Annotated in this window: 16 protein-coding genes and 1 tRNA gene; 7 read left to right on the top strand and 10 right to left on the bottom strand. The window is 39.8% G+C overall.

Going from position 1 to position 21,289, the window contains the following annotated elements; all coding sequences use genetic code 11:
* Window positions 1-48 precede the first annotated feature (48 nt).
* From F1E73_RS05325 to F1E73_RS05305, 5 genes are read right to left on the bottom strand one after another with little or no spacing between them, the layout of a single operon-like run.
* The gene (locus F1E73_RS05325; RefSeq protein WP_223883363.1) at window positions 49-573 is read right to left on the bottom strand and encodes a mechanosensitive ion channel domain-containing protein; all 525 of its coding nucleotides are present in this window, start codon (window positions 571-573) and stop codon (window positions 49-51) included.
* Window positions 574-605: 32 nt separating this feature from the next.
* Window positions 606-1,562 (bottom strand): septum formation inhibitor Maf, encoded by a 957-nt coding sequence (locus tag F1E73_RS05320; RefSeq protein ID WP_150451323.1) that lies wholly within the window; start codon window positions 1,560-1,562, stop codon window positions 606-608.
* Between the two features lie 36 nt (window positions 1,563-1,598).
* Window positions 1,599-2,186 (bottom strand): Maf-like protein, encoded by a 588-nt coding sequence (locus tag F1E73_RS05315; protein ID WP_086478260.1) that lies wholly within the window; start codon window positions 2,184-2,186, stop codon window positions 1,599-1,601.
* Window positions 2,187-2,190: 4 nt separating this feature from the next.
* Window positions 2,191-2,718: a KdsC family phosphatase gene (locus F1E73_RS05310; protein WP_150451322.1), complete on the bottom strand. Its 528-nt coding sequence runs from the start codon at window positions 2,716-2,718 to the stop codon at window positions 2,191-2,193.
* Window positions 2,702-3,532 (bottom strand): Rossmann-like and DUF2520 domain-containing protein, encoded by an 831-nt coding sequence (locus tag F1E73_RS05305; RefSeq protein WP_317132945.1) that lies wholly within the window; start codon window positions 3,530-3,532, stop codon window positions 2,702-2,704. Before F1E73_RS05305 ends, F1E73_RS05310 begins: the two co-directional genes overlap by 17 nt.
* Before the next feature lie 318 nt (window positions 3,533-3,850).
* Between F1E73_RS05305 and ccsA the strand changes: the two genes are divergently transcribed.
* The 3 genes from ccsA (at window position 3,851) to bshB1 (ending at window position 9,275) form a co-directional block, all read left to right on the top strand.
* On the top strand, window positions 3,851-7,027 hold the full coding sequence (gene ccsA, locus F1E73_RS05300; protein ID WP_086478262.1) for a cytochrome c biogenesis protein CcsA: 3,177 nt from the start codon (window positions 3,851-3,853) through the stop codon (window positions 7,025-7,027).
* A gap of 213 nt (window positions 7,028-7,240) precedes the next feature.
* Entirely contained in the window at window positions 7,241-8,395 is a 1,155-nt protein-coding gene (locus F1E73_RS05295) for a trans-sulfuration enzyme family protein (RefSeq protein WP_150451321.1), read from the top strand.
* A gap of 157 nt (window positions 8,396-8,552) precedes the next feature.
* Complete coding sequence (bshB1, locus tag F1E73_RS05290) at window positions 8,553-9,275, top strand: bacillithiol biosynthesis deacetylase BshB1 (protein ID WP_150451320.1); 723 nt, start codon at window positions 8,553-8,555, stop codon at window positions 9,273-9,275.
* On the opposite strand, the gene F1E73_RS05285 is transcribed toward bshB1, so the two are convergent.
* Window positions 9,272-11,380, bottom strand: a complete 2,109-nt coding sequence (locus F1E73_RS05285) for a tetratricopeptide repeat-containing sensor histidine kinase (RefSeq protein ID WP_150451319.1) — start codon at window positions 11,378-11,380, stop codon at window positions 9,272-9,274. The two genes, bshB1 and F1E73_RS05285, sit on opposite strands and share 4 nt — an antisense overlap.
* A gap of 224 nt (window positions 11,381-11,604) precedes the next feature.
* Between F1E73_RS05285 and F1E73_RS05280 the strand changes: the two genes are divergently transcribed.
* A tRNA-His gene (locus F1E73_RS05280) sits at window positions 11,605-11,680 on the top strand.
* Between the two features lie 254 nt (window positions 11,681-11,934).
* Here F1E73_RS05280 and recG read toward each other — a convergent pair.
* Entirely contained in the window at window positions 11,935-14,034 is a 2,100-nt protein-coding gene (gene recG, locus F1E73_RS05275) for an ATP-dependent DNA helicase RecG (protein WP_086478266.1), read from the bottom strand.
* A gap of 114 nt (window positions 14,035-14,148) precedes the next feature.
* Between recG and F1E73_RS05270 the strand changes: the two genes are divergently transcribed.
* Genes F1E73_RS05270 through F1E73_RS05260 form a run of 3 tightly spaced genes read left to right on the top strand, consistent with a single transcriptional unit; the run spans window position 14,149 to window position 18,088 of the window.
* Window positions 14,149-16,266 (top strand): M1 family metallopeptidase, encoded by a 2,118-nt coding sequence (locus F1E73_RS05270; protein ID WP_150451318.1) that lies wholly within the window; start codon window positions 14,149-14,151, stop codon window positions 16,264-16,266.
* Entirely contained in the window at window positions 16,263-17,174 is a 912-nt protein-coding gene (locus F1E73_RS05265; protein ID WP_150451317.1) for a patatin-like phospholipase family protein, read from the top strand. Before F1E73_RS05270 ends, F1E73_RS05265 begins: the two co-directional genes overlap by 4 nt.
* Window positions 17,171-18,088: a patatin-like phospholipase family protein gene (locus F1E73_RS05260; RefSeq protein WP_086478269.1), complete on the top strand. Its 918-nt coding sequence runs from the start codon at window positions 17,171-17,173 to the stop codon at window positions 18,086-18,088. The genes F1E73_RS05265 and F1E73_RS05260 overlap by 4 nt, the downstream gene beginning before the upstream one ends.
* 48 nt (window positions 18,089-18,136) lie before the next feature.
* On the opposite strand, the gene F1E73_RS05255 is transcribed toward F1E73_RS05260, so the two are convergent.
* The 3 genes from F1E73_RS05255 to F1E73_RS05245 all read right to left on the bottom strand — a co-directional run bounded on the left by F1E73_RS05255 (window position 18,137) and on the right by F1E73_RS05245 (window position 21,113).
* On the bottom strand, window positions 18,137-18,655 hold the full coding sequence (locus tag F1E73_RS05255; protein ID WP_086478270.1) for a DUF7935 family protein: 519 nt from the start codon (window positions 18,653-18,655) through the stop codon (window positions 18,137-18,139).
* Between the two features lie 151 nt (window positions 18,656-18,806).
* On the bottom strand, window positions 18,807-19,613 hold the full coding sequence (locus tag F1E73_RS05250; protein ID WP_086478271.1) for an OmpA family protein: 807 nt from the start codon (window positions 19,611-19,613) through the stop codon (window positions 18,807-18,809).
* Between the two features lie 225 nt (window positions 19,614-19,838).
* Window positions 19,839-21,113, bottom strand: coding sequence for an amidohydrolase (locus F1E73_RS05245; RefSeq protein WP_150451316.1), 1,275 nt, complete (start codon window positions 21,111-21,113; stop codon window positions 19,839-19,841).
* Window positions 21,114-21,289 lie beyond the last annotated feature (176 nt).

Genomic DNA, 21,289 nt, shown 5'->3' with positions numbered 1-21,289 from the left:
TATTAAATTTAAACTTGGTATAAAATTGTTTAACAACTATTTTGAGGATTAAAGCTCGCTGCTACTATCAAAGTCGTCCTCATAGGTCCCTACAAGTCCCACTGCTTTTTGAAGCATCAGGTTATTGGGATAGGTATAGAGTTCGCCATTTTTACTTCTTAGGTGAATATGGAAAGCCCTTATATCCTCAATAATAAAAATTTCATCCGGTAATTCCATTTCCTTATCCTTCACACGAATCCTATCCCCAATTTTAAATGGAAAAGAAAAGAACAGTATAATCCCTGCTGTAATATTGCTTAAAATTGACCATTGAGCAAATAGTGCGACTCCGATTACTGCAAAGGCAGAGGAAAAAACAATCCCTATTTGCTCAAAATCCACCCCCCAGATCAGCGTAAGGGCAAGCAGACCCACCCCAGTTATACCAATAGTGACATATTTTATGATTAAACGAGTTCTTATCTCATTGATATCGCTCATTTTGCCAATCTTGCGAATGGTTTTGGCACCAAAATATTTTAATATCATTAATACTATTAGGCATAAAATGGTGCCCAATATTTGATTCATGTACTTCAGGTAAAAGGTCTCCTCCATATTTGCTATAATCCTAAACTATCGCGAAAAATTACGTCTTTATTTTTATTTTCTTGCCAATATGCCCGTTTTAGGGTCTTTATTTTAGTGGCTGTAGACCTAGCTGTTTTTGCATTGTCCCCAGTTCCACTTTTATAAGTTTCAGTCCAACCTTCAACCGTATAGGGGAAATTACTGGAAAATTGGATGGCTAGGGTCCTTTCCAAGGAAGGGTAGGTAATGGTATATGTACTTATACCATCCAATGTTTTCAGACTGCCTTGGGCCTCGTAGGCCTTGAGCTGCTTATGGGCCAATCTTACATATTCCAATGAAGGAATCATCTCCATCTTTCCCGTGGGCAGGTTTTCTGGATTTATTCGGATTTTATTCCATACTTCATTCTCCAAATGTTTTTTTTCCAATTTTAAGAATTGATCCCCATCAGATTCAAAATAGGAAAAGGAATTCACCTCATAATGTAACCTGTTATTTAATTGAGTAAAGACCTGTCCGCACCATTCCTGAATGGAAGAAGTTAACTTTATTGCATGCTGATTGTCGTGCACCGGATAAAAGCTGCTGTTCATAATGGAGTAGGGGTAAATGCCCGTTAGAAACTTTTTGGTGCTGTTTAATTTTAAAACGGAAATTTGGTCGTCCTGGGGAAGATCTGGTTTAACCTGCTTGTCTTTCAAAAAAGGCTCGGTTACATAGATTAGCACCGCTTTGCCATCCCTTAATTCCCCATAACGAGCCTGCTCTAATTTATAGGAGGTAATTTCTGCCTTTCCGGCATACCAGTATTCCTTAAACTCCTGGGAAAGTGGTCTTTTGGTTTCAGTGCTTTGTGAAGGGGTAGTGTTAGCTTTACCAACAAAACCTTCTTCTGCAGATGAACCTTCTCCCTTACAGGAGGATAGGGAAACCATTACAAGGAGTGTAGCTGCCCAGCAAGAAATGGGTGTGGATAATAATCTCATGGCAATAGGATTTGTTATAAAAATATTCAAAATAAGCTAACCTACCATGGTCATTAACGTTTTAAAGACTAAATGGGTGGGCAAGCCAACGACATTGGAGTAGGAGCCCTGAATCTCTTCTATACCAATTAATCCGATCCATTCTTGTATGCCATACCCGCCGGCCTTGTCAAAAGGTTTGTAGTGATCCACGTAATGATGGATTTCCTCCTCGGCTAGCTTTCTAAACTTGACTTTCGTCTTATACGTTGCTGTTTTTTGCGTGCTGCAGGTAGTAAAACAGACCGAGGTAATCACCTGGTGCCAATCATTGGATAGAGTCTGTAACATGCGTATTGCCTCTTCTCGGTCTTGGGGTTTGGCCAGGGAGACTCCCCTATGCCAAACTACCGTGTCCGAAGTGATTACGATTGTTTTATCCCTTAGTTGATCTTTAAACTGCGAAGCTTTTAGGACGGCCAGGTATTCGGAAATCTCTTCTCCTTGAAGGTGCGGGGGGTAAACCTCTTCCACGGGAAGTGTCTGTACCTTAAAAGGTATTCCCATTTCTTTGAAATACTGTTGTCTTCTGGGAGAGGCAGATGCTAAAACTATAGAATGACCCTTTAATTTGTCGGCTATCATAAAATTAGTCGTTTTTGGCGCTAAAGTTATCGGCCCAATGGCCCCTTACCTTTAATACTTGCTCTATAACATCTCGTACGCAACCATCACCACCATTTTTATAGGAAATGTATTTGGAAACAGCCTTTACCTCTGGAACGGCATTTTGAGGGCAACATGGAAGCCCGGCTTCCATTAAAGGGGGAATGTCTGGGATATCATCCCCCATATACAATACATTTTTTGGGTCGATACCGTAAATGTCCAGGTACTCCTCAAAAGGGTCTATTTTATGATGCGCTCCCATGTGGATGTCCGTGACCCCCAACCCCTTTAGTCGTACTCGCACTCCTTCATTAGTACCTCCAGAAATAATGCATACATTATAACCTTGCTCTATGGCTACTTTTAAAGCATACCCATCTTTTACGCTCATGGTCCGTAATAGTTCCCCCTCAGAGGTAATAACAACTTTACCATCGGTAAAGACACCGTCCACGTCAAATATAAAGGTAGTTATGTTGTGTAATAATTCCTTATAGCTCTTTTCCATATTTCTTACTGATCGATTTGCTTAACAAGCTGTAAATATCCTTATTATTTTTGTTTTTTAGTTGATTAAGGTGGTTTTCAATGGTGGTCATGTCATTTCTTCGTGCGGGACCCGTTTGGGCTTTATGGGGAGTCATATAATCTAGCTTTTGCACCGTCTCCCTAATTAATGGGAGTAAAATATGAAAAGGAATATTGTGATCGTTGCAAATCTCATTGCCTATATCATATAGGTGATTAGTGAAATTATTGACGAAAACAGCTGCCAAATGGAGTGTTTTCCGTTGGTCCGAGGATAATTCCTGTACCTGGTCACTAATAGTGTTCCCTAGTTTTTTCAGCAACTCTAAATCGCCCTCGCTCTCTGCCTCCAAACATAGGGGAATCGACTTAAAATCAATTTTTCTTCCTACACTAAAGCTTTGAAGCGGATAAAAAACGCCTCTTCTATTTCTTGGATCCAAAGCCGTTAAGGGTGCGCTTCCAGAACAATGCGCAACTAGCCCACTTTTGTTAATGAGATATTTGGCTACTTCAGGAACGGCATCATCGCTAACTGCAATCAAATATAGGTCTGCATCTACAATGTTATGGAAATCGGTACCTATGGCACCTGCTTTTTTAAAGTAAGCAAGTTGCTCCTTGTTTCGCGCAACTACTTGGCGAATTTCAACGTCTTCCACATCCATAAAAGTATCGAACATATGTTTGGCTACATTGCCCGACCCCAGTATTACTAAAGAAATCATGATCAAAAGTAACCAATCTGTGAAAACTTCTCCGCTTTGCCCTAAAAGAATTGTTGTAACCGCCATTTTTTGAGAAATTGAACCCTTACTAAAAGGTGGGCTAGGGTTTAAAATGTAACCTTGGGGTGAATAATCTATCTAATGGATAACGGCATTTCCAAAAGGGTAATTTTAACTTTCTTAGCTAGGAGTGAGGTCCCGTTGGGATCCATTGTTAATTTTATAGGGTTCCCTTAGTTCTATGTTTTGGAATCCATAAGTATATGGGAGTTTTATGCTGATTTTGGGAATTTTAAATAGGGAGTCAATTAACATAACATTCACTTATTTAACTTATAGAAATATGTATTTTTGCGATTTCAAATCAAACCTTATCTTTCCAAGATGACCGAATTTTTAAAGAAGTTTTTCTTTTCCACTCGATTGATGTCCATTTTATTTATTGTTTTTGCCACTGCCATGGGGATCGGAACCTTTGTCGAAAGCAAATATAGCACCGATACTGCGAGGATCTATATTTACAACGCTACGTGGTTTGAGGCAATAATGGGGTTTTTTGTAATCAACTTTATTGGCAACATAGCCCGATATAGATTGTTGAGAAAAGAAAAATGGGCGGTTTTAATGTTGCACCTTTCTTGGATATTGATTATTGTAGGAGCTTTTGTTACAAGATATATCAGTTACGAAGGAATGATGCCCATCAGGGAAGGAGAGACCGAGAATGTGTTTTATTCGGACAAAACATATTTAACCGTTTATGTAGACGGGGAAATTAACCAAGAACGGAAACGTAAGGTTTTGCAAGATGCCATTCTAGTAACGGCACAGGGAAAAAAATCTAACCTACCATGGAATTCCGATTTTAATGGACAGCCTTTTACCATTTCTTATGCAGGTTTTATTGAGGGTGCAAAGGAAGGTCTGATTGAAGATCCCAACGGAAAGGAATATCTGAAAATAGTGGAATCTGGTGAGGGGCAGCGACATGAACACTATTTGGAGAATGGGACTGTAGCCAGTATTCATAATGTGTTATTTGCCCTTAATAAACATACCCCTGGAGCTATCAATATTTCTACTACCGGGGATGAATATACCATAGAATCCCCGTTTGAAGGTCAGTTTATGCGAATGGCCGATCAGATGGAGGGAGAGGTTGCCAAGGACAGCGTGCAGAAATTTCAGCTCAGATCCTTGTACAATATGGCGGGAATGCAATTTGTAATCCCCGATCCTTTAGTGAAAGGAGAAGAAGGGATTGTACCAATTCCTGAAGAAGATAGAACAGAGAACGATTTAGATGCCTTGGTATTGGATATTACCAGTAATGGGGAGACCGTTCGCAAGAAATTATTGGGAAGTAAAGGGACGTCTAACTTTTCTGGTAAGTTTGAGGTTGGCGGACTGGAATTTCATATGAGTTACGGGTCCAAGGTATACGAATTGCCATTTGGTATTAAATTGAATGATTTTATTGCAGAAAGATATCCTGGGACGGAAAATAGCTACTCTTCATTTATGAGTAAGGTAACCGTTGTAGACGATAGACCATTTGATTACGATATATACATGAACCATATTTTAGACCATAGGGGATATCGCTTTTTCCAAGCTAGTTTCCATCCAGACGAAAAGGGAACCGTACTGTCCGTGAACCACGATTTCTGGGGAACATGGATTACCTATATAGGGTATTTTTTACTGTATACGGGTCTAATGGGGATTATGTTCTTTGGGAAAACAAGGTTTAAGGACCTTGGGGTGGCCTTGGAAAAATTGAAAAATAAACAGGCGAAACTGACAACCGTCTTGTTGCTTGGAGCAGCATTGACCATGACGGCACAGGATGCCGATGGTGTAACCATCCATGCTCATAGCAATACTCCAACGGCCGAGCAGATAGACTCGCTGCTACATGCTATTACGCCTTCTAAGGAACATGCAGCAAAGTTTGCCAGATTGGTTATACAAGATGAGGGAGGGCGCATGAAGCCTATTAACACCTTCTCCTCAGAATTATTGCGAAAGTTAAGCCTACGCGATAAGTACACCGACTTTAACTCGGACCAGGTATTTCTTTCGATGATGTTAAACGCACCGGCTTGGTATAACGCAGAGTTCATTGCATTAGATAAGAAGGGGCAAAATGATAGCCTTAGGAATATTATTGGGGTTCCCCATGATCAGAAGTATGTAAAGGCAACCGATTTTTTTGATGCACAAGGACGTTATAAATTGGCACCTTACTTAAAAGATGCCTATAGTACCAATACGCCAAACCAGTTTCAAAAAGACTTTAAGAGTATAGATGAGCGACTAATTTTATTGAATAGGGCGCTGGGAGGCGATATTGTAAAGATTTTCCCGCTCTTAAACCATGAAAATAATAAGTGGATATCGGCCGTGGAATATAGGGGAGGGCAATACCCAATTGCAGATTCCCTCTATGCTAACTTTGTAAAAAATGCCGTTCCCTTCTATTTAATGAGCCTAGAAAAGGCCGTGCAGACGGGAGATTACACTGAGGCAGATAAATTATTGGCGGCCTTTAAGAAGAATCAGGAGAATCACGGTAGCGAAGTGTTGCCTAGCAAGAGTAAAATAAAAGCGGAAATCTTTTATAATAAAGCGGATATATACAATAGACTTTATAAGTACTATGCGTTGGTAGGACTAGTGATGTTCACCTTGTTGGTATTCCAAATTATTAAGGATAGAAAGGTACTTCGTTATAGTGTTAAAGGCTTAAAGTGGATTGTGTATTTGTTTTTCATTGTCCACACCATTGGCTTGGGCCTACGTTGGTATATTTCAGGACATGCCCCGTGGAGTGATGCCTATGAGAGTATATTATATGTATCCTGGGCAACGGTAGGAATGGGACTGTTATTCACCAAAAAGAGTAATATGACCGTGGCCGCTTCTACCTTTGTAACGGCTATGCTATTATGGATTGCCCATCAGAGTTGGGTAGACCCATCTATTGCCAACCTACAACCGGTACTGGATAGCTATTGGTTAATGGTGCATGTTGCGGTAATTGTTGGAAGCTATGGACCCTTGACCGTAGGTATGATTCTAGGGGTGGTGAGTTTGATACTTATGACCGTTACCAACGAAAGAAATTTGGAACGAATGAAATTGAACATTCAAGAGTTGACCATTATCAATGAGCTTTGCCTTACCGTTGGATTGGCCATGTTGACAATTGGTAACTTCTTGGGCGGACAATGGGCTAACGAAAGTTGGGGCCGTTATTGGGGATGGGATCCAAAAGAGACCTGGGCTCTGATTTCCATTATGGTATATGCCTTTGTTCTACACGTACGCTTGGTTCCGGGACTACGCGGGAGATGGACCTACAACTTTTTAAGCGTTGTTGCCTTTGCCAGTATTATGATGACCTATTTTGGAGTGAACTTTTATTTGGTGGGCTTGCATAGTTATGCCAGTGGAGCACAGGTGATTACGCCTACCTTTATTTACTATACCGTATTTGGAGTATTTGTTTTGGGAGCTGTTAGTTACTGGCGTTATAAGAAGTTTTACGTGAAGTAATAGTTGCCGGACCGAATATGGTTGTGAAAGGAGCGATGCCTAAAGCCGGTTAGTATTTACAGGTATAGTTGAATATTTCTTGGGAATTGGCTATCTATGGTGGATTATATGTGCCATTAGTAATTTTTGTGGGAGTTTGGAAAATAGATTCCCATGAAATGGTATGTAAGCAATTTTTGTAACTTTAAGGACTTAAATCCCTAAAAACAAAAAATGAATCAACATAAAAACGGCTTAAATACGATATGTACACATACAGGGGAATTGGAAGACCTTACTTATAAGGGGGCCATTTCCCCTTTGTATATGGCTACCTCCTATGCCTTTGAAGATGTAGATGTAAAGCGTTATCCTCGGTATTTTAATACGCCCAATCAACAAGGATTGGCAAAGAAAATTGCGGCCTTGGAAAACGCCGAGGGAGCTTTAATATTCGGTAGTGGCATGGCGGCCATCAGTACGTCCCTATTAGCTTTTTTAAGGGCCGGTGACCATATTGTTCTGCAAAACACCTTATACGGTGGGACTTACAACTTGGTTACAGAGGAATTTGAAAAATTCGGTATCTCCTATTCCTTTACGGATGGTTGGAAAGCGAGCGACTTTGAAGCTAAAATTCAAACGAATACCAAGGTGTTGTATATAGAGACTCCTTCCAATCCTTTGTTGACCATCACAGATATCGCAGCGGTGGCGGAGACGGCCAAAAAGCATGGAATTGTATCTATGATAGATAATACTTTTGCCAGTCCAGTAAATCAGAATCCCATAGACTTTGGAATTGATATCGTAATCCATAGTGCTACTAAATACATGGGAGGGCATTCCGATATTTGTGCAGGGGCAGTGGCCGCTTCTGAAGAAAATATGAAACGAATCTTCCATTTGGCAAAAAACTTGGGCGGAAGTCTAAGCGATTACACGGTATGGTTGCTAGAAAGGAGTATTAAAACAATGGGTATAAGGGTGCGGGCGCAAAACGACAATGCTCAGCAAATGGCTCAGTATCTGTTAAACCATGAGGCAGTGGATGCCGTTTACTACCCGGGATTACCATCCCATCCAGACCATGAAATAGCCAAATTGCAGATGAAAGGTTTTGGCGGAATGCTTTCTTTTGAGCTTAAAACTGGATATTGTGCCTCCCAATTTCAAAAATCTTTAAAATTGATAAAACCCTCTATGAGTCTGGCAGGGGTAGAAAGTACTACACTATCGCCAGCACTCACCTCACATTCCCTGTTAAGTGCGGAAGAACGTAAGAGACAGGGTATTTCCGATGGCTTAATCCGTTTTTCAGTGGGAATAGAGGAAACAGCCGATTTAATACAGGATATGGAGCAAGCTTTTAAAACTGCCAAAGCATAGAATGAACTACCCATTACGTCGCACTGCGATAGCAAGTTGATGTTTTTAATTGGGAATCGTTCCATGGTTACAAGAGGTAGTTATCATTGAATAATTGGGAAACTGTTTTTGCTCAGTAGCATATATTTTCCAAGACATAGGATTAGAATAAGAAGTAATGAAATTAGACATATTAGTGTTCGGAGCACATCCGGATGATGCAGAATTAGGCGCTGGTGCTACCATTGCAAAAGAGGTTGCCAACGGTAAAAAAGTAGGATTAATAGATTTAACACGTGGAGAATTGGGAACACGTGGTTCTGCGGAAATTAGGGATAAGGAAGCTGCTGAAGCTGCTAAAATATTGGGGGTTAGCGTTCGGGAAAATTTGGGTTTTGCCGATGGCTTTTTTACCAACGATAAAGAACATCAGCTAGAGGTTATTAAAATGATCCGAAAATATCGTCCAGATACGGTATTGTGCAATGCCATTGAGGATCGCCATATAGATCACGCCAAAGGGAGTAAATTGGTAAGTGATGCCTGTTTTTTAAGCGGATTGCCCAAAGTGGTGACTTCTATGGCGGGTGATTCCAAGTCCCAGGATGCTTGGCGACCAAAATGGGTGTACCATTATATACAATGGAAAAATTTGGAACCAGATTTTATCGTGGATGTATCCGGATTTTTAGACATAAAAATGAAAGCCATTATGGCCTATGGTTCTCAGTTCTATAATCCCAACAGCAAGGAGCCAGAAACACCAATCAGTAGTAAAAACTTTACCGATAGTGTGGAGTACAGGGCACGAGACTTGGGTAGATTAATAGGAGTGGAATACGGGGAAGGATTTACCGCAGAAAGACATTTAGCAGTTAGAAACCTGGATAGTCTAATCTAAGCCGATTTTTTCTGTTGCTGTCTACCACGGGGTACGGTAAAGTAAAAGATGGAGCCTTTCTCCACTTCGCTTTGTACCCACAACTTTCCACCATTATTTAATATCATTTCCTTACATAAAGACAGTCCTAAACCGGTTCCTTTCTCATTATTGGTGCCATAGGTGGTGTAATTGGAATTCTTTTGAAGGATTTTCTCTTGAATATCTTTTGGGATTCCCTGACCGGTATCCTTAACAAATACTTCTATATAATCCTTATTTTCCACGGCCCCAAAGGTAATACAGCCTTGGTTGGGTGTAAACTTTATAGCATTGCTCAATAAATTGCGCAACACTACACTCATTTGGTTTTCATCGGCATAAATCCAGATATCATCAGAAACTGAATTTTTTACTTCGATAGATTTTTTAGAGCTTATTTCATTTAAGAGGTTAATGTTTCGTTGAACCAGATTGGAAAGCATAACATTGGATGGTGTAGTGGTAGACACCTTCATTTGCGACTGACCCCAGCTAAGTAAGTTATTTAAGGTGAAGGATAGGTTGTTTACATCATTCTTTAACTTTGGGACAAAAGCCATAAAGTCTTCCCGTTCCATCTGTCCACTATTTAGCATTGTCAACACACTTTCCAAAGCCCCAATAGGCCCGCGTAGGTCGTGCGCAATGATGGAAAATAGTTTGTTCTTTGTTTCATTGGATGCCTGTAACTCCAATTTTCCTTGCTCTAAAACTACCTTTTGCTGTTGAAGCTTATGATTTAAGTTTTTCTGAATTTTCTGGGCCCTTGCCACAAAGAATCCAACTATTCCCATGATGGCAATTATCAATAGGGAAATGTAGATATAATATTGTTGCCTAGCCAAGGCTTTTTCGTTCGCTTCAATTAAAGCCTCTTGCTGATCTTTATGGGCAATTTCGGTTTTTAATAGGGTTAAACTGTTTCTATTCTCATCCCTAGCTAAGGTGTCCGATATTTTTTGAAATATTTCATGGTACTCCAAAGCTTTCGCATAGTCATTTTCGTCCTTGTATATTTTATAAAGTGTTTTGGATCCGCTTTTTATGCCCTCCATGGATTTTATTTTAGAGGCTATATCATAGGATTTTTGGGCGTACTTTAAAGCTGCGTCGTCATTATTGAGTGCTAAATACGCCTCTGCCATTCCATTATATAAGTCTATGCTGCCTCTTGGATCCTGGAGTTCATTATGTAATTCATTACTTTTATTATACCAAAATAGCGCCAAGGAATGCCTTTTTTGCATTAGGTAAATCCTGCCTTTTACCATATACGAATAGGCAAGCCAATCTTGAACCTTATTTTGTTTAAAGATGGCGATGCTTTTATCAATATGTGTGAGTGCATTTTCATATTGTTGTGTTTCCGTATAGATATTCGCCAAATTGCTCATGGTTTGGGCAGAGTTAATTGGATCTCCAACAATTTTATTGAGGTTTTCTACCTTTTGAAAAAAGTATAAAGCCTGTTCGTAGTCCTTATGGTAGACATATATACTGGCTAAATTTTCGTTGATAACAGCTTCTATTAATTTGTCTCCATGGGCCTGAGCCAGTTGTAAACTTTCCAAATATCTTTTTAAGGCAAGGGAGTAGTTTCCGGTATAGACATATTCGGAGGCCAAATTGTTGGTAATTCTCAGAATTAAATCCGTGTTATCATCGGATTTTGCCAATACCAAGGCTCTTCGGAAATAGGAGATGGACTCGGTGTGTTTACCTCTATCGGAATAGTAGTCTCCTATATTCTTTAGTGCTTCGCCTTGGCCTGATTTATAATTAATTTCTTTGCTCAACAATTCGGCCTCCTTGGCCAGCAGTAACAAGCTGTCTGGATTAACAAACCGCAATTCAAGCGCCAAGTCGTTTAAAAGTCCGATATATAGTTCTTCATCCTTTACTATTTTACCGTCCTCCTTAATTTTCTTAATGGATGCCTTTAGATGGGCAACAATGTTTTCCTGCCCATATAGTAACCCTCCATTAAAATTAAAAAATAGAAACAGAACGATGAACACTACATTTCGTCTCTGCTTTATGTGATTTAATGGCTGGGTATACATGGGGGTATTTTCTTGTTTCAATGCTGGATAAAACTACTTTTCTTTCAATGTACTAGGTAAAAAATGTTGTGAATGATAGCTTTCTTGTTGTTTCAACCATAAAAATACACCTTTTATCGAGGATTTATAAGTAAATAGCTAAGTTTAAACACTAAAGGTAAGATTATTCAACATATCTGAAAAATAAGGTCGATTTTATTTTGTCTGATGAAACAAAAAATCTATCTTTGCCACCGCTTACAAATGGTGGTTGTAGCTCAGCTGGTTAGAGCGCTGGATTGTGGTTCCAGAGGTCGCCGGTTCGAACCCGGTCTTCCACCCAAAAATAACAAGCCTTATTCTTAATGAATAGGGCTTTTTTTGTGGCCTAAAGTGAAGTAGTCCTAAGGAATGCTTAGCGAGAAAATTTCATTATTTAAAGTCTCAAGAGTGGTATTAGTTAATTACTCCTAGACCCAGACTTTGAGATTGATCCTCAATAAGTCAAAGGTAGAGGGATAGTGAGCAGGAAGTATGTTTCCTACTTCAAGGTAATCCGCGTAGGGAATAAGAGATCGTTGGAAGATCCCCTGATGTTAACTAATATAATTCCAAATATTCTTATGTTTTACAATCTGGGCATAGGCTTGTCTAATAACCTGATGCCGTTCTAGGTGAGCATCCTCTTTTAAGAGGGCTTGGGCATAACTCCTAGCGATCTTTAAAATCTCATTATCCTTAACAATATCCGCGATCTTTAAGTTTAAAACCCCACTTTGCTGAGTACCCATAAGATCTCCGGGGCCCCTTAGCTTTAAGTCTACCTCGGCAATTTCGAAACCGTCGGCGGTTCTTACCATAGTTTCCAACCGGGTTTTGGAATCTGCGGATAATTTATGTCCGGTCATCAATATACAAAAACTTTGATCTGCACCACGGCCAACCCTTCCCCTTAACTGATGAAGCTGAGACAAACCAAATCGCTCTGCGCTCTCTATGATCATAACAGAGGCATTGGGAACATTTACGCCTACCTCTATTACCGTGGTAGCTACCATTATTTGGGTTTCACCCCGTACAAATCTGTCCATTTCATAATCTTTGTCGGCGGGTTTCATTTGTCCATGAACAATGGAGATTTGGTATTTCGGCATAGGAAAATCACGTACAATACTTTCATAGCCATCCATGAGGTCCTTATAATCCAACGCTTCGGATTCCTGAATCAACGGGTATACTACATATATTTGCCGGCCTTTTTCAATCTCATCCCTTATAAATCTAAACACCTTTAATCGGTTGGCATCGTAGCGGTGAACCGTCTTGATGGGTTTTCTCCCTGGGGGTAGTTCATCAATAGTGGAAATATCTAAATCCCCATATAAGCTCATAGCAAGGGTTCTGGGAATGGGGGTAGCGGTCATGACCAAAATATGCGGCGGTATCTCGTTCTTATGCCATAATTTGGCTCGTTGGGCAACGCCAAACCGATGTTGTTCATCTACAATGGCTAATCCTAGGTTCTTAAATTGAACCTTATCTTCCAACAGTGCGTGCGTTCCTATCAAAATATGAAGGTCTCCACTTTCTAGCTGTTCATGGATTATTTTTCGATCCTTTTTCTTGACCGAACCGGTTAATAGAGCAATGTTGACCCCTATATCGCTTAAAAGCTCTTTAATTCCCATATAATGCTGATTAGCCAGTATTTCTGTTGGAGCCATTAAACAGGCTTGAAAGCCGTTGTCTATAGCTAATAACATGGTCATTAACGCTACAATAGTTTTTCCAGAGCCTACGTCGCCTTGCAATAACCTATTCATTTGGGCATTGCTCCCTAGGTCTGCCCTAATTTCTTTGATAACCCGTTTTTGGGCATTGGTGAGGTCAAATGGAAGGTGGTTTTTGTAGAATTCATTAAACAGTGTTCCTACCTTGTCAAATGTAAAACCTTTAATTCGTTTCTTGTGGCTAAGGTTCTTGGCAATTAGCTGTAATTGGATGTAGAACAATTCTTCAAACTTCAATCTAAACTGCGCCTTTCCCAATAAATCTTGATTTTTTGGAAAGTGTATATTGAATAGGGCTTCATTTTTTGCAAGTAGTTTTAACCTGTCTAAAATCTCAGGGGATAGTGTTTCCGAAAACCTTCCCTTGGTTTCAATAAATAATTGTTGCACCATTTTTCCAATTACCCTGTTGGTTATTCCAGAATTGGATAATTTTTCTGTGGAAGGGTAAATCGGTTGCATGCCTATTTTAAACCCCTTTTTATGTTCTTCCAGTAATTCCATTTCAGGATGAGGCATGGAAAAGACGCCATTAAACCAATTTAACTTACCAAAAATCACATAGGGCACATTTATTTTAAGATTTTCCCGGATCCACTTATGTCCACGGAACCATACCAATTCCATTTCCCCATGTCCATCGGTAAATTTGGCAACCAATCTTTTACCCCTTTTTTGCTCTACAGTTTTTATAGATACAATTTTACCAACTATCTGTACCTCGGCACTGGTTCGTTGTAGTTGGTTTATTTTATAATATTGTGTCTTGTCTATATATCTATTAGGGAATAAATGCAGCAAGTCTTGGCAAGTTTCTATCCCAAGTTCCGACTTTAAGGTGGCTGCCCTACTAGGGCCCACACCTTTCAAATAGGCTATTGGGGATTGAAGTATGTTGGGGTTCATTGGATTAAATTAATTATTTTGCCAGGGATTGTATCTACAGGTCCGGTATTAGCCGTGCTATTTTATATATTGGACTAAAATAGGACTTACTATAATTAACTGCAATAAACTAAAATGCTAAATTTAGGAAGACTTGGAGCTGCATCTATAAGCCGTATCATTATTTCTTTCTTCCTGCTGTTTGTTTATGTGGGTGACGCCCAACATCAGGATAAGGTGAATTTCACAGAGGCAGCGGTAGAATTGTATCCCGATGCTTACAATAAAAGTATTGCTGGGGATGTAGACTATAAGTTCCGTATCCTTCAAGATGTGGATAGCATTTTTCTAGATGCCCAAAACTTGGATATATCCACCGTGCTTCTCAACAATAAAAAGGTGAAATACAGGAACAACGGAAAAACCTTAACCGTTTATAAACCGTATCGTAAAAACCGCACCTACAACTTAATAATCTCCTATACCGCCAAACCTAAGCAAACCGTATATTTTATAGGATGGGACAGTTTGTCTACCACCCATCAGATATGGACACAGGGACAGGGGAAATATACCAGTCATTGGCTTCCTAGTTTTGATGATATGCAAGAAAAGGTGATTTTTAACCTTAATATTTACTTTGATAAGGATTACCAGGTTCTAGCTAATGGGAAGCTGATGGGGGTCTATACGAAAGGGGAGCTTAATAAATGGGTCTTTACTATGGATCGGCCCATGAGTAGCTATCTCTTGGCCTTTGCCATAGGGGAATTTGATAAAAAAGAACTTAGGTCGTCTAGCGGAATCCCACTTCATCTTTACTACCATCCGAGAGATTCACTCTTAGTAGAACCCACCTATAGGTATACTCGGGAGATTTTTCAATTTCTAGAACATGAGATCGGACTGGGGTTTCCATGGAGAAAATACGATCAAGTGCCAGTGCGCGACTTTCTTCATGCTGGAATGGAAAATACGGGACTCACCATATTTTCCGAGGGATTTCTATCGGACTCCATTGCATTTAATGATAGGAACTATGTGAATGTAAACGCTCATGAAATGGCCCATCAATGGTTTGGAAACCTAGTGACTCAAACAGATAGTAGATCCCATTGGTTACACGAAGGCTTTGCAACCTACTATGCCCTTTTGGCGGAAAAGGAAATCTTTGGTGAGGCTTATTTCCACTGGAAGCTATATGAAACTGCACAAAAGTTAAAACAAGACTCCTTACTCAATGGGGGAGAAGCCTTAACAGATCCTAAGGCCAGTGGTCTTACTTTTTATGATAAAGGAGCCTGGGCAGTTCACATGCTGCGTCAAGAACTGGGAGATTTAGTATACAAGGCCGGTGTGAAACAATTTTTGGAGCGGTATAAATATCAAAATGCGGATATAGAACAATTTTTACGTGAAATGGAGCTGGTTAGTGGGGCTAATCTTAATTGGTTTAAAAAGAAATGGCTTTCTGGTACAACTTTTCCCTATCAGGACGTAAAGGATATTTTAGTAAGTGAATCCACAGAAGTGGCACAATTCTACCATTTGCAGGATGCGTTGATCTCCACTAAAGAAGAACGACAATCGATTATAGAAAATTATTGGAATAAAACGGTGTCGGAGTACCTAAGGGCCAAAATAATTGAAACCTATTTTGAAGATTTGTCCCAGGCATTTCTAAAAAAAGCACTAGAAACCAATAATCTAAAAATTCGTCAAGCCATCGCAATTAACGCTAAAAAAATTCCGTTGGAATTGAAAGCTGATTTTGAATCGCTCCTGAATGATGAAAGTTACCTAACCCAAGAGCATATATTATATAAATTATGGATATATTTCCCTGAAGCAAGGGAAAAGTATTTAAACCATACCATAAATACTATTGGATTTCCGGATAGAAATATGCGGATTTTGTGGTTAACCTTAGCGTTGGTTACCAAGGATTATAATCCTAAAAACCGTACGTCCTATTATGAGGAACTCAATGGATATACAGACCCTAGCTACCCCTTTGAGGTGAGGCAGAATGCTTTTGGGATGTTAATGGAGGTGATTGGTTTATCCGATAAGAACTTGCTAGACCTTATCCAGGCAGCACAACATCATTCCTGGCAGTTTAGACAATTTTCCAGGAAGATGATAGATCACCTTTTGGAAGAAGAAGGGATGCCAAAAAGAATAGAAAATTTAATGGGAAAACTAAATGACGAAGAAAGGCGTTATATGTATACTAAATTAAAGAAGAGATGAGAGCAATGGTAATATCTGGGGGAGGTAGTAAAGGTGCCTTTGCGGGTGGTGTTGCCCAGTACCTTATAGAGGAAATGAACCACAACTATGATATGTTTTTGGGTACTTCTACCGGCAGCTTGTTAATCTCACATCTTGCCCTCAATAAAATTGAAAAAATAAAAAAAGTATATACCTCCGTAGATAAGGATCAGATTTTTAGTAACTGTCCATTTGTTACCACTAAGAAACATGGGATAGATACCATTGCTATAAATCATATGAACGTATTGAAAAACTTTTACAAGGGAAGTAAAACGTTTGGAGAAAGTTACAACCTTCTTAAATTGATTAAAAAAACGCTTACACAAAAAGAATTTGACCAATTAAAATTGGAACGGTCCGATATTATTGTCACGGTTTCCAATCTATCCTTGAATCAGGTAGAATATAAATCCATTAAAGATTGTACCTATGAGGAGTTTTGCGATTGGATTTGGATTTCTTGTAACTATACCCCCTTTATGAGCTTGGCATATAGAAATGGTTGTGAATATGCCGATGGGGGACTGGGTAGTATGGTCCCTATAGAGGAGGCTATCAAAAGAGGAGCTACGGAAGTGGATGCAATTATTCTAAAAACCGAGGTGACTCAGCTAAATAGATTGCCTTCTAAGAATGTATTTTCATTACTTACCAATATGTTTTCCTTTATGCTGGATAGAATAGAGCATCAAAACATACGAATTGGGAAGTATGCTGCTACCCATAACAACGCAATCATTAATTTTTATTACACACCTACAGTTTTAACAACCAACTCGCTTATTTTTGAAAAGGAAAAAATGTCCCTCTGGTGGGAAAGTGGCTTTAATTTTGCCAAATATAAAAATGCAGAAACCAATCAAATAGAAACCGCAGTTGTATGAGAGCATTGGTAATTAGTGGTGGGGGTAGTAAAGGTGCTTTTGCCGGGGGCGTAGCACAGTACCTCATGGAAGTGGAAAAACGTGAATATGATATTTTTGTGGGTACCTCTACCGGCAGTCTTTTGATTCCACAATTGGCCTTGAACAAAATTGATAAACTTCATGAGATATACACCAATGTTAATCAACATGCTATTTTTAGCCTAAACCCATTCGTGGTACGGAAAAAGGAAGGAAGGGAATATGTATCTATTAATTTTCTAACATCAATTCTCCAATTCATTAAAAGGAAACGAACCTTTGGTGAGAGTAAATCCTTACGACGAACTATTAAGAAAAACTTCTCCGTACAAGATTTTAACGAGATTAGAGAATCTGGCAAGGAAGTGGTGGTCACCGTTTCTAATCTGTCTAAAAACATGGTGGAATATAAATCGATAAAAGATTTTACCTATGCCGAATTCTGTGATTGGATATGGATATCTTGCAATTACATCCCCTTTATGTCTTTGGTGAAAAAAGATGGGTTTGAATACGGGGATGGGGGACTAGGCTGCGTAGTGCCCATTAGGGAAGCCATTAAGCGGGGAGCAACCGAAGTAGATGCTATTGTTTTGGAATCGGAGAAAATGGAACGCAATAAGGTGCTGGGTAAAAACCCATTCTCACTAATGCTTAGTATTTACGGGTTTGTGTTGGATCAGATAGAATACCACGATATTTCGGAAGGGGTCTTGGCAGCAAAACATCGTGGTGTTCAATTAAACTTATATTATACACCTACTAGATTAACGGAAAACTCCTTGGTCTTTAATAAAAAACTAATGACCAAATGGTGGCAACAGGGCTTTAGTTATGCTGAGGAGAAATTTGCAGCCTCCCCAGAGCAACCCATAAAGGCTACAAGGAACTAAGCCGCTACCCAGCTATACATTGTCCAAGTTCCATGGTCTTCTTAAAGTTTACCACAGGTCACTAATCTCCTTTTTTACATAGGAAAGTGCTGTAGCAGATGGGGAAGCTTTGTCCATACTAGCACTTAGGATATCCTCCCTAAATTTATCCGAAGAATCGGATTCGCTCATACCCGCTTTACGGATCATTTGTATGGTAGCGCTCTTTGCCGCCTTTATTATATTCCAACACTCATCCGTCATATAAATCTGCTGGGAAAGGTTATGGTCAAATTCATTTTCAATGGTCTTGATCAACAACTTCTCATAATCGTTCTTGTTGGAGGATACAGGCGAAACACGCACCACTAAATTGGGGATGGAGATCCTTTCCAGAAACAATGCCATTCTTTCATAAGCCTGTAACCGGATGGGCAGGGTGTTTTTTTGTGAATCCTTATGTAATAGAAATCTTCTTCTTCCTTCCTCGTTCCTGGTATGTAGCCTAAAAAAGTAAAAGGCCACTACCCCTGTAACCACTGCAGGTAAGAGATAGGCAAAAAGCTGTAAAATTCCATCATCGGTCATAATCGTCTTTGTGTTTAGGTTGATAGTTGAATAAACGGACTAATCCCAAAAAAATTATAGAATTTCTTTAATAATTGCAAGTCATAAGGGGTAATACTAAATCGGTCCCTAAGCGATCCAATTCCCTTAAAGCCCTAGCGCCCCGCCATTTTTATTTCATATTTTCCTTCACCATATTATAGAACTCATAAAACTTAGGCTGAACTATAATTTCCGTTGCGGTGTCTATGCTATAAAGTCCCAGTTCGGATTTTCCGGTGGCAAGCATTCTTTTTGCCTCCACTTCGTATTTATCTTCCAAGAGATATGCTATGGTAGCTGCTTGTTGGGTGCTAATTTTCCAGTTGTCGTGCTTTTTCTGTGCATTGTTCACTAAATTACTATTGCTTACAATGGTAATGTCCAAGCTGGGATCTGCCTTTAATATACTGCCAATTTTACTGATAACAGCCTCACCTTCTGGGGTTACTTTGTTGCTTTTGGTTGGATCTCCAAATAAGAAAGCATTGTCTAAGGAAATCGTAATAGCCCCTTTGCTGATCGCAATTTTTGTATCTGGGCCTAGATTCTTCTTAAATAAGGTTAAAGTTGCAAAGGTTACAGAATCCCTGCTGGTTAAAGCATCGCTAATAGCCCTTAATTGCCCTTCGTTCTTCTGAAGACTGGCTAAGGTACTATTGATATATTCGGACCTTTTGGTAGATGCTTCGGTGAAATTGTTTAAGCTCTGTAGTAGGTTGTTATTGGTAACCCTTAACTCCTCCAACTGGGCTTCGTACGATTTAACTTTAGCAGAACTCATTCGCTCTAGTCGCCTTACCTCAGACAAGGTGGTTTCAGTTTCCCGTAAGCGCGATTCTAGATCTTCCACTTCTTGCATTAACTCCCTTCTGTTTTGGGAATAGGAGATAGTAACGGTCATTAATAAGATTAGGGCGGTAATAATATTTTTTCTCATTTATATAGGTAGTTTTTTCAATCGGATTCCGATAGTTCAATCAGCAAATTTAACCAAATAGTTCAAATCTATATAGTTAATTTAACGCTAGTCCAAGTTAAAGAAGTTTAATAGGGGAAAATGGATAGGAATACCCCTGGCTTTTGATGCAAATACGGGGGAAATTAACAAGAGGCAGGGAATGGTTAACCACTATTCCCTGCCTCTTTCCATGAGGTAGATCCATTATTGATTTAAAAAGTCGAGACACAATTCTGTCATCGCCTTCACGCCCAATAATAGACCATCTTCGTCTATCCGGAAATCAGGCGTGTGATGCGGAAAAGAATCCTTTGTTCCAGGCGTCATACCACCCAGAAAGAAAAAGAAGCCAGGCACTTCTTTTTGGTAATATGAGAAATCCTCGGCTCCGGTTACCGCTTTTTGTGTTTGCACATTGTTTTCGCCAGCGACCCTTTTAAGAGTGGGTAGCATCCGGGTTACCAAGTCAGGGTCGTTATAGGTGATTTCTGTGGCCTCCTTTATCTCGATCGTAGCTTCCCCACCGTAGGCTTTTGCAATGGTGGGAACCATTTCCTTCATTCTGCGATTAATTAGATCCTTCATGTCGTAATCCAAGGTACGGATGGTACCGATCATTTCAGCAGTTTCTGGAATAATATTGAACCGCACTCCAGAATTGATTTTGCCGACGGTAATAACTGCGGCCTCATTGGTAAGCTGCGCTTCCCTACTGATGATGGTTTGCAACCCATCAATAATTTTTGCACTTATCAATATGGGGTCTACCCCTGCCCAGGGTTGGGAACCATGACTTTGTTTCCCTTTTACCTTAATTTCAAAACTTTGTGCGGCGGCCATGGTACCTCCAGACTTATAGCGAATAACACCAACTGGGGTTTGGGAGTTAATATGAAGGCCAAAAATGGCATCCACATCCGGATTTTTAAGGACCCCCTCTTTTACCATCAATAGCGCCCCGCCTTCTTCCCCTGGTGGCGGACCTTCCTCTGCGGGTTGAAAGATGAATTTTACGCTACCCTTGATCTTGTCCTTGTTTTTGGATAAGATTTCGGCGACCCCCATTAGAATGGCAGTATGGGTATCATGACCGCAGGCGTGCATTACGCCCACTTCCTGACCAAGAAATTCTGAGACTTCGGTAGATTTAAAGGGTAGATCGTTTCGTTCCGTTACAGGGAGTGCATCAATATCTGCCCTAAGTGCGATTACCTTTCCGGGCTTATTTCCCTTTAGTACGCCCACGACGCCTGTTTTGGCGACCCCTGTTTCTACCTCTATTCCTAAAGAACGCAGGTGGGTGGCTATTTTCTCGGCAGTTTTAAATTCTCTATTGGAGAGCTCAGGGTACTGATGAAAATCGCGCCTCCACTCAATTACCTGTTTTTCAATTGCTGAGTATTCTTTATCTAATTTATAGTTTTGTGCCGTAAGGCTGTAACAGCCAAGGAACATGGTGGCAATTAATAAATGTTTCATAAAGGGTCTTTTTGTTATCGTGATTTGTTATGTGCTAATCAGGTAGAATCTAAGTAGGTGCCTAACTGTCGCAAACTACCTATTGCTATAGGAAATTATATTTTTCCACTAAATCTGTGCAAATACAGTTTGCCTTTTCTTAGAATCCTAAATTTATCAAAACTGGTATCGTTATA

The sequence above is a fragment of the Arenibacter lacus genome (assembly GCF_008711145.1).
Lineage (GTDB): Bacteria > Bacteroidota > Bacteroidia > Flavobacteriales > Flavobacteriaceae > Arenibacter > Arenibacter amylolyticus.
This window is presented reverse-complemented; position numbering and strand designations above follow the sequence as displayed.

Coding starts and splice junctions, on each gene's coding strand:
- F1E73_RS05305 (WP_317132945.1), bottom strand. CDS start 3,532: ATGGCGGTTACAACAATTCTTTTAGGGCAAAGCGGAGAAGTTTTCACA.
- F1E73_RS05315 (WP_086478260.1), bottom strand. CDS start 2,186: ATGATAGCCGACAAATTAAAGGGTCATTCTATAGTTTTAGCATCTGCC.
- F1E73_RS05320 (WP_150451323.1), bottom strand. CDS start 1,562: ATGAGATTATTATCCACACCCATTTCTTGCTGGGCAGCTACACTCCTT.
- F1E73_RS05270 (WP_150451318.1), top strand. CDS start 14,149: ATGCTAAATTTAGGAAGACTTGGAGCTGCATCTATAAGCCGTATCATT.
- F1E73_RS05250 (WP_086478271.1), bottom strand. CDS start 19,613: ATGAGAAAAAATATTATTACCGCCCTAATCTTATTAATGACCGTTACT.
- F1E73_RS05260 (WP_086478269.1), top strand. CDS start 17,171: ATGAGAGCATTGGTAATTAGTGGTGGGGGTAGTAAAGGTGCTTTTGCC.
- F1E73_RS05255 (WP_086478270.1), bottom strand. CDS start 18,655: ATGACCGATGATGGAATTTTACAGCTTTTTGCCTATCTCTTACCTGCA.
- bshB1 (WP_150451320.1), top strand. CDS start 8,553: ATGAAATTAGACATATTAGTGTTCGGAGCACATCCGGATGATGCAGAA.
- F1E73_RS05265 (WP_150451317.1), top strand. CDS start 16,263: ATGAGAGCAATGGTAATATCTGGGGGAGGTAGTAAAGGTGCCTTTGCG.
- F1E73_RS05310 (WP_150451322.1), bottom strand. CDS start 2,718: ATGGAAAAGAGCTATAAGGAATTATTACACAACATAACTACCTTTATA.
- F1E73_RS05325 (WP_223883363.1), bottom strand. CDS start 573: ATGAATCAAATATTGGGCACCATTTTATGCCTAATAGTATTAATGATA.
- F1E73_RS05295 (WP_150451321.1), top strand. CDS start 7,241: ATGAATCAACATAAAAACGGCTTAAATACGATATGTACACATACAGGG.
- F1E73_RS05245 (WP_150451316.1), bottom strand. CDS start 21,113: ATGAAACATTTATTAATTGCCACCATGTTCCTTGGCTGTTACAGCCTT.
- ccsA (WP_086478262.1), top strand. CDS start 3,851: ATGACCGAATTTTTAAAGAAGTTTTTCTTTTCCACTCGATTGATGTCC.
- recG (WP_086478266.1), bottom strand. CDS start 14,034: ATGAACCCCAACATACTTCAATCCCCAATAGCCTATTTGAAAGGTGTG.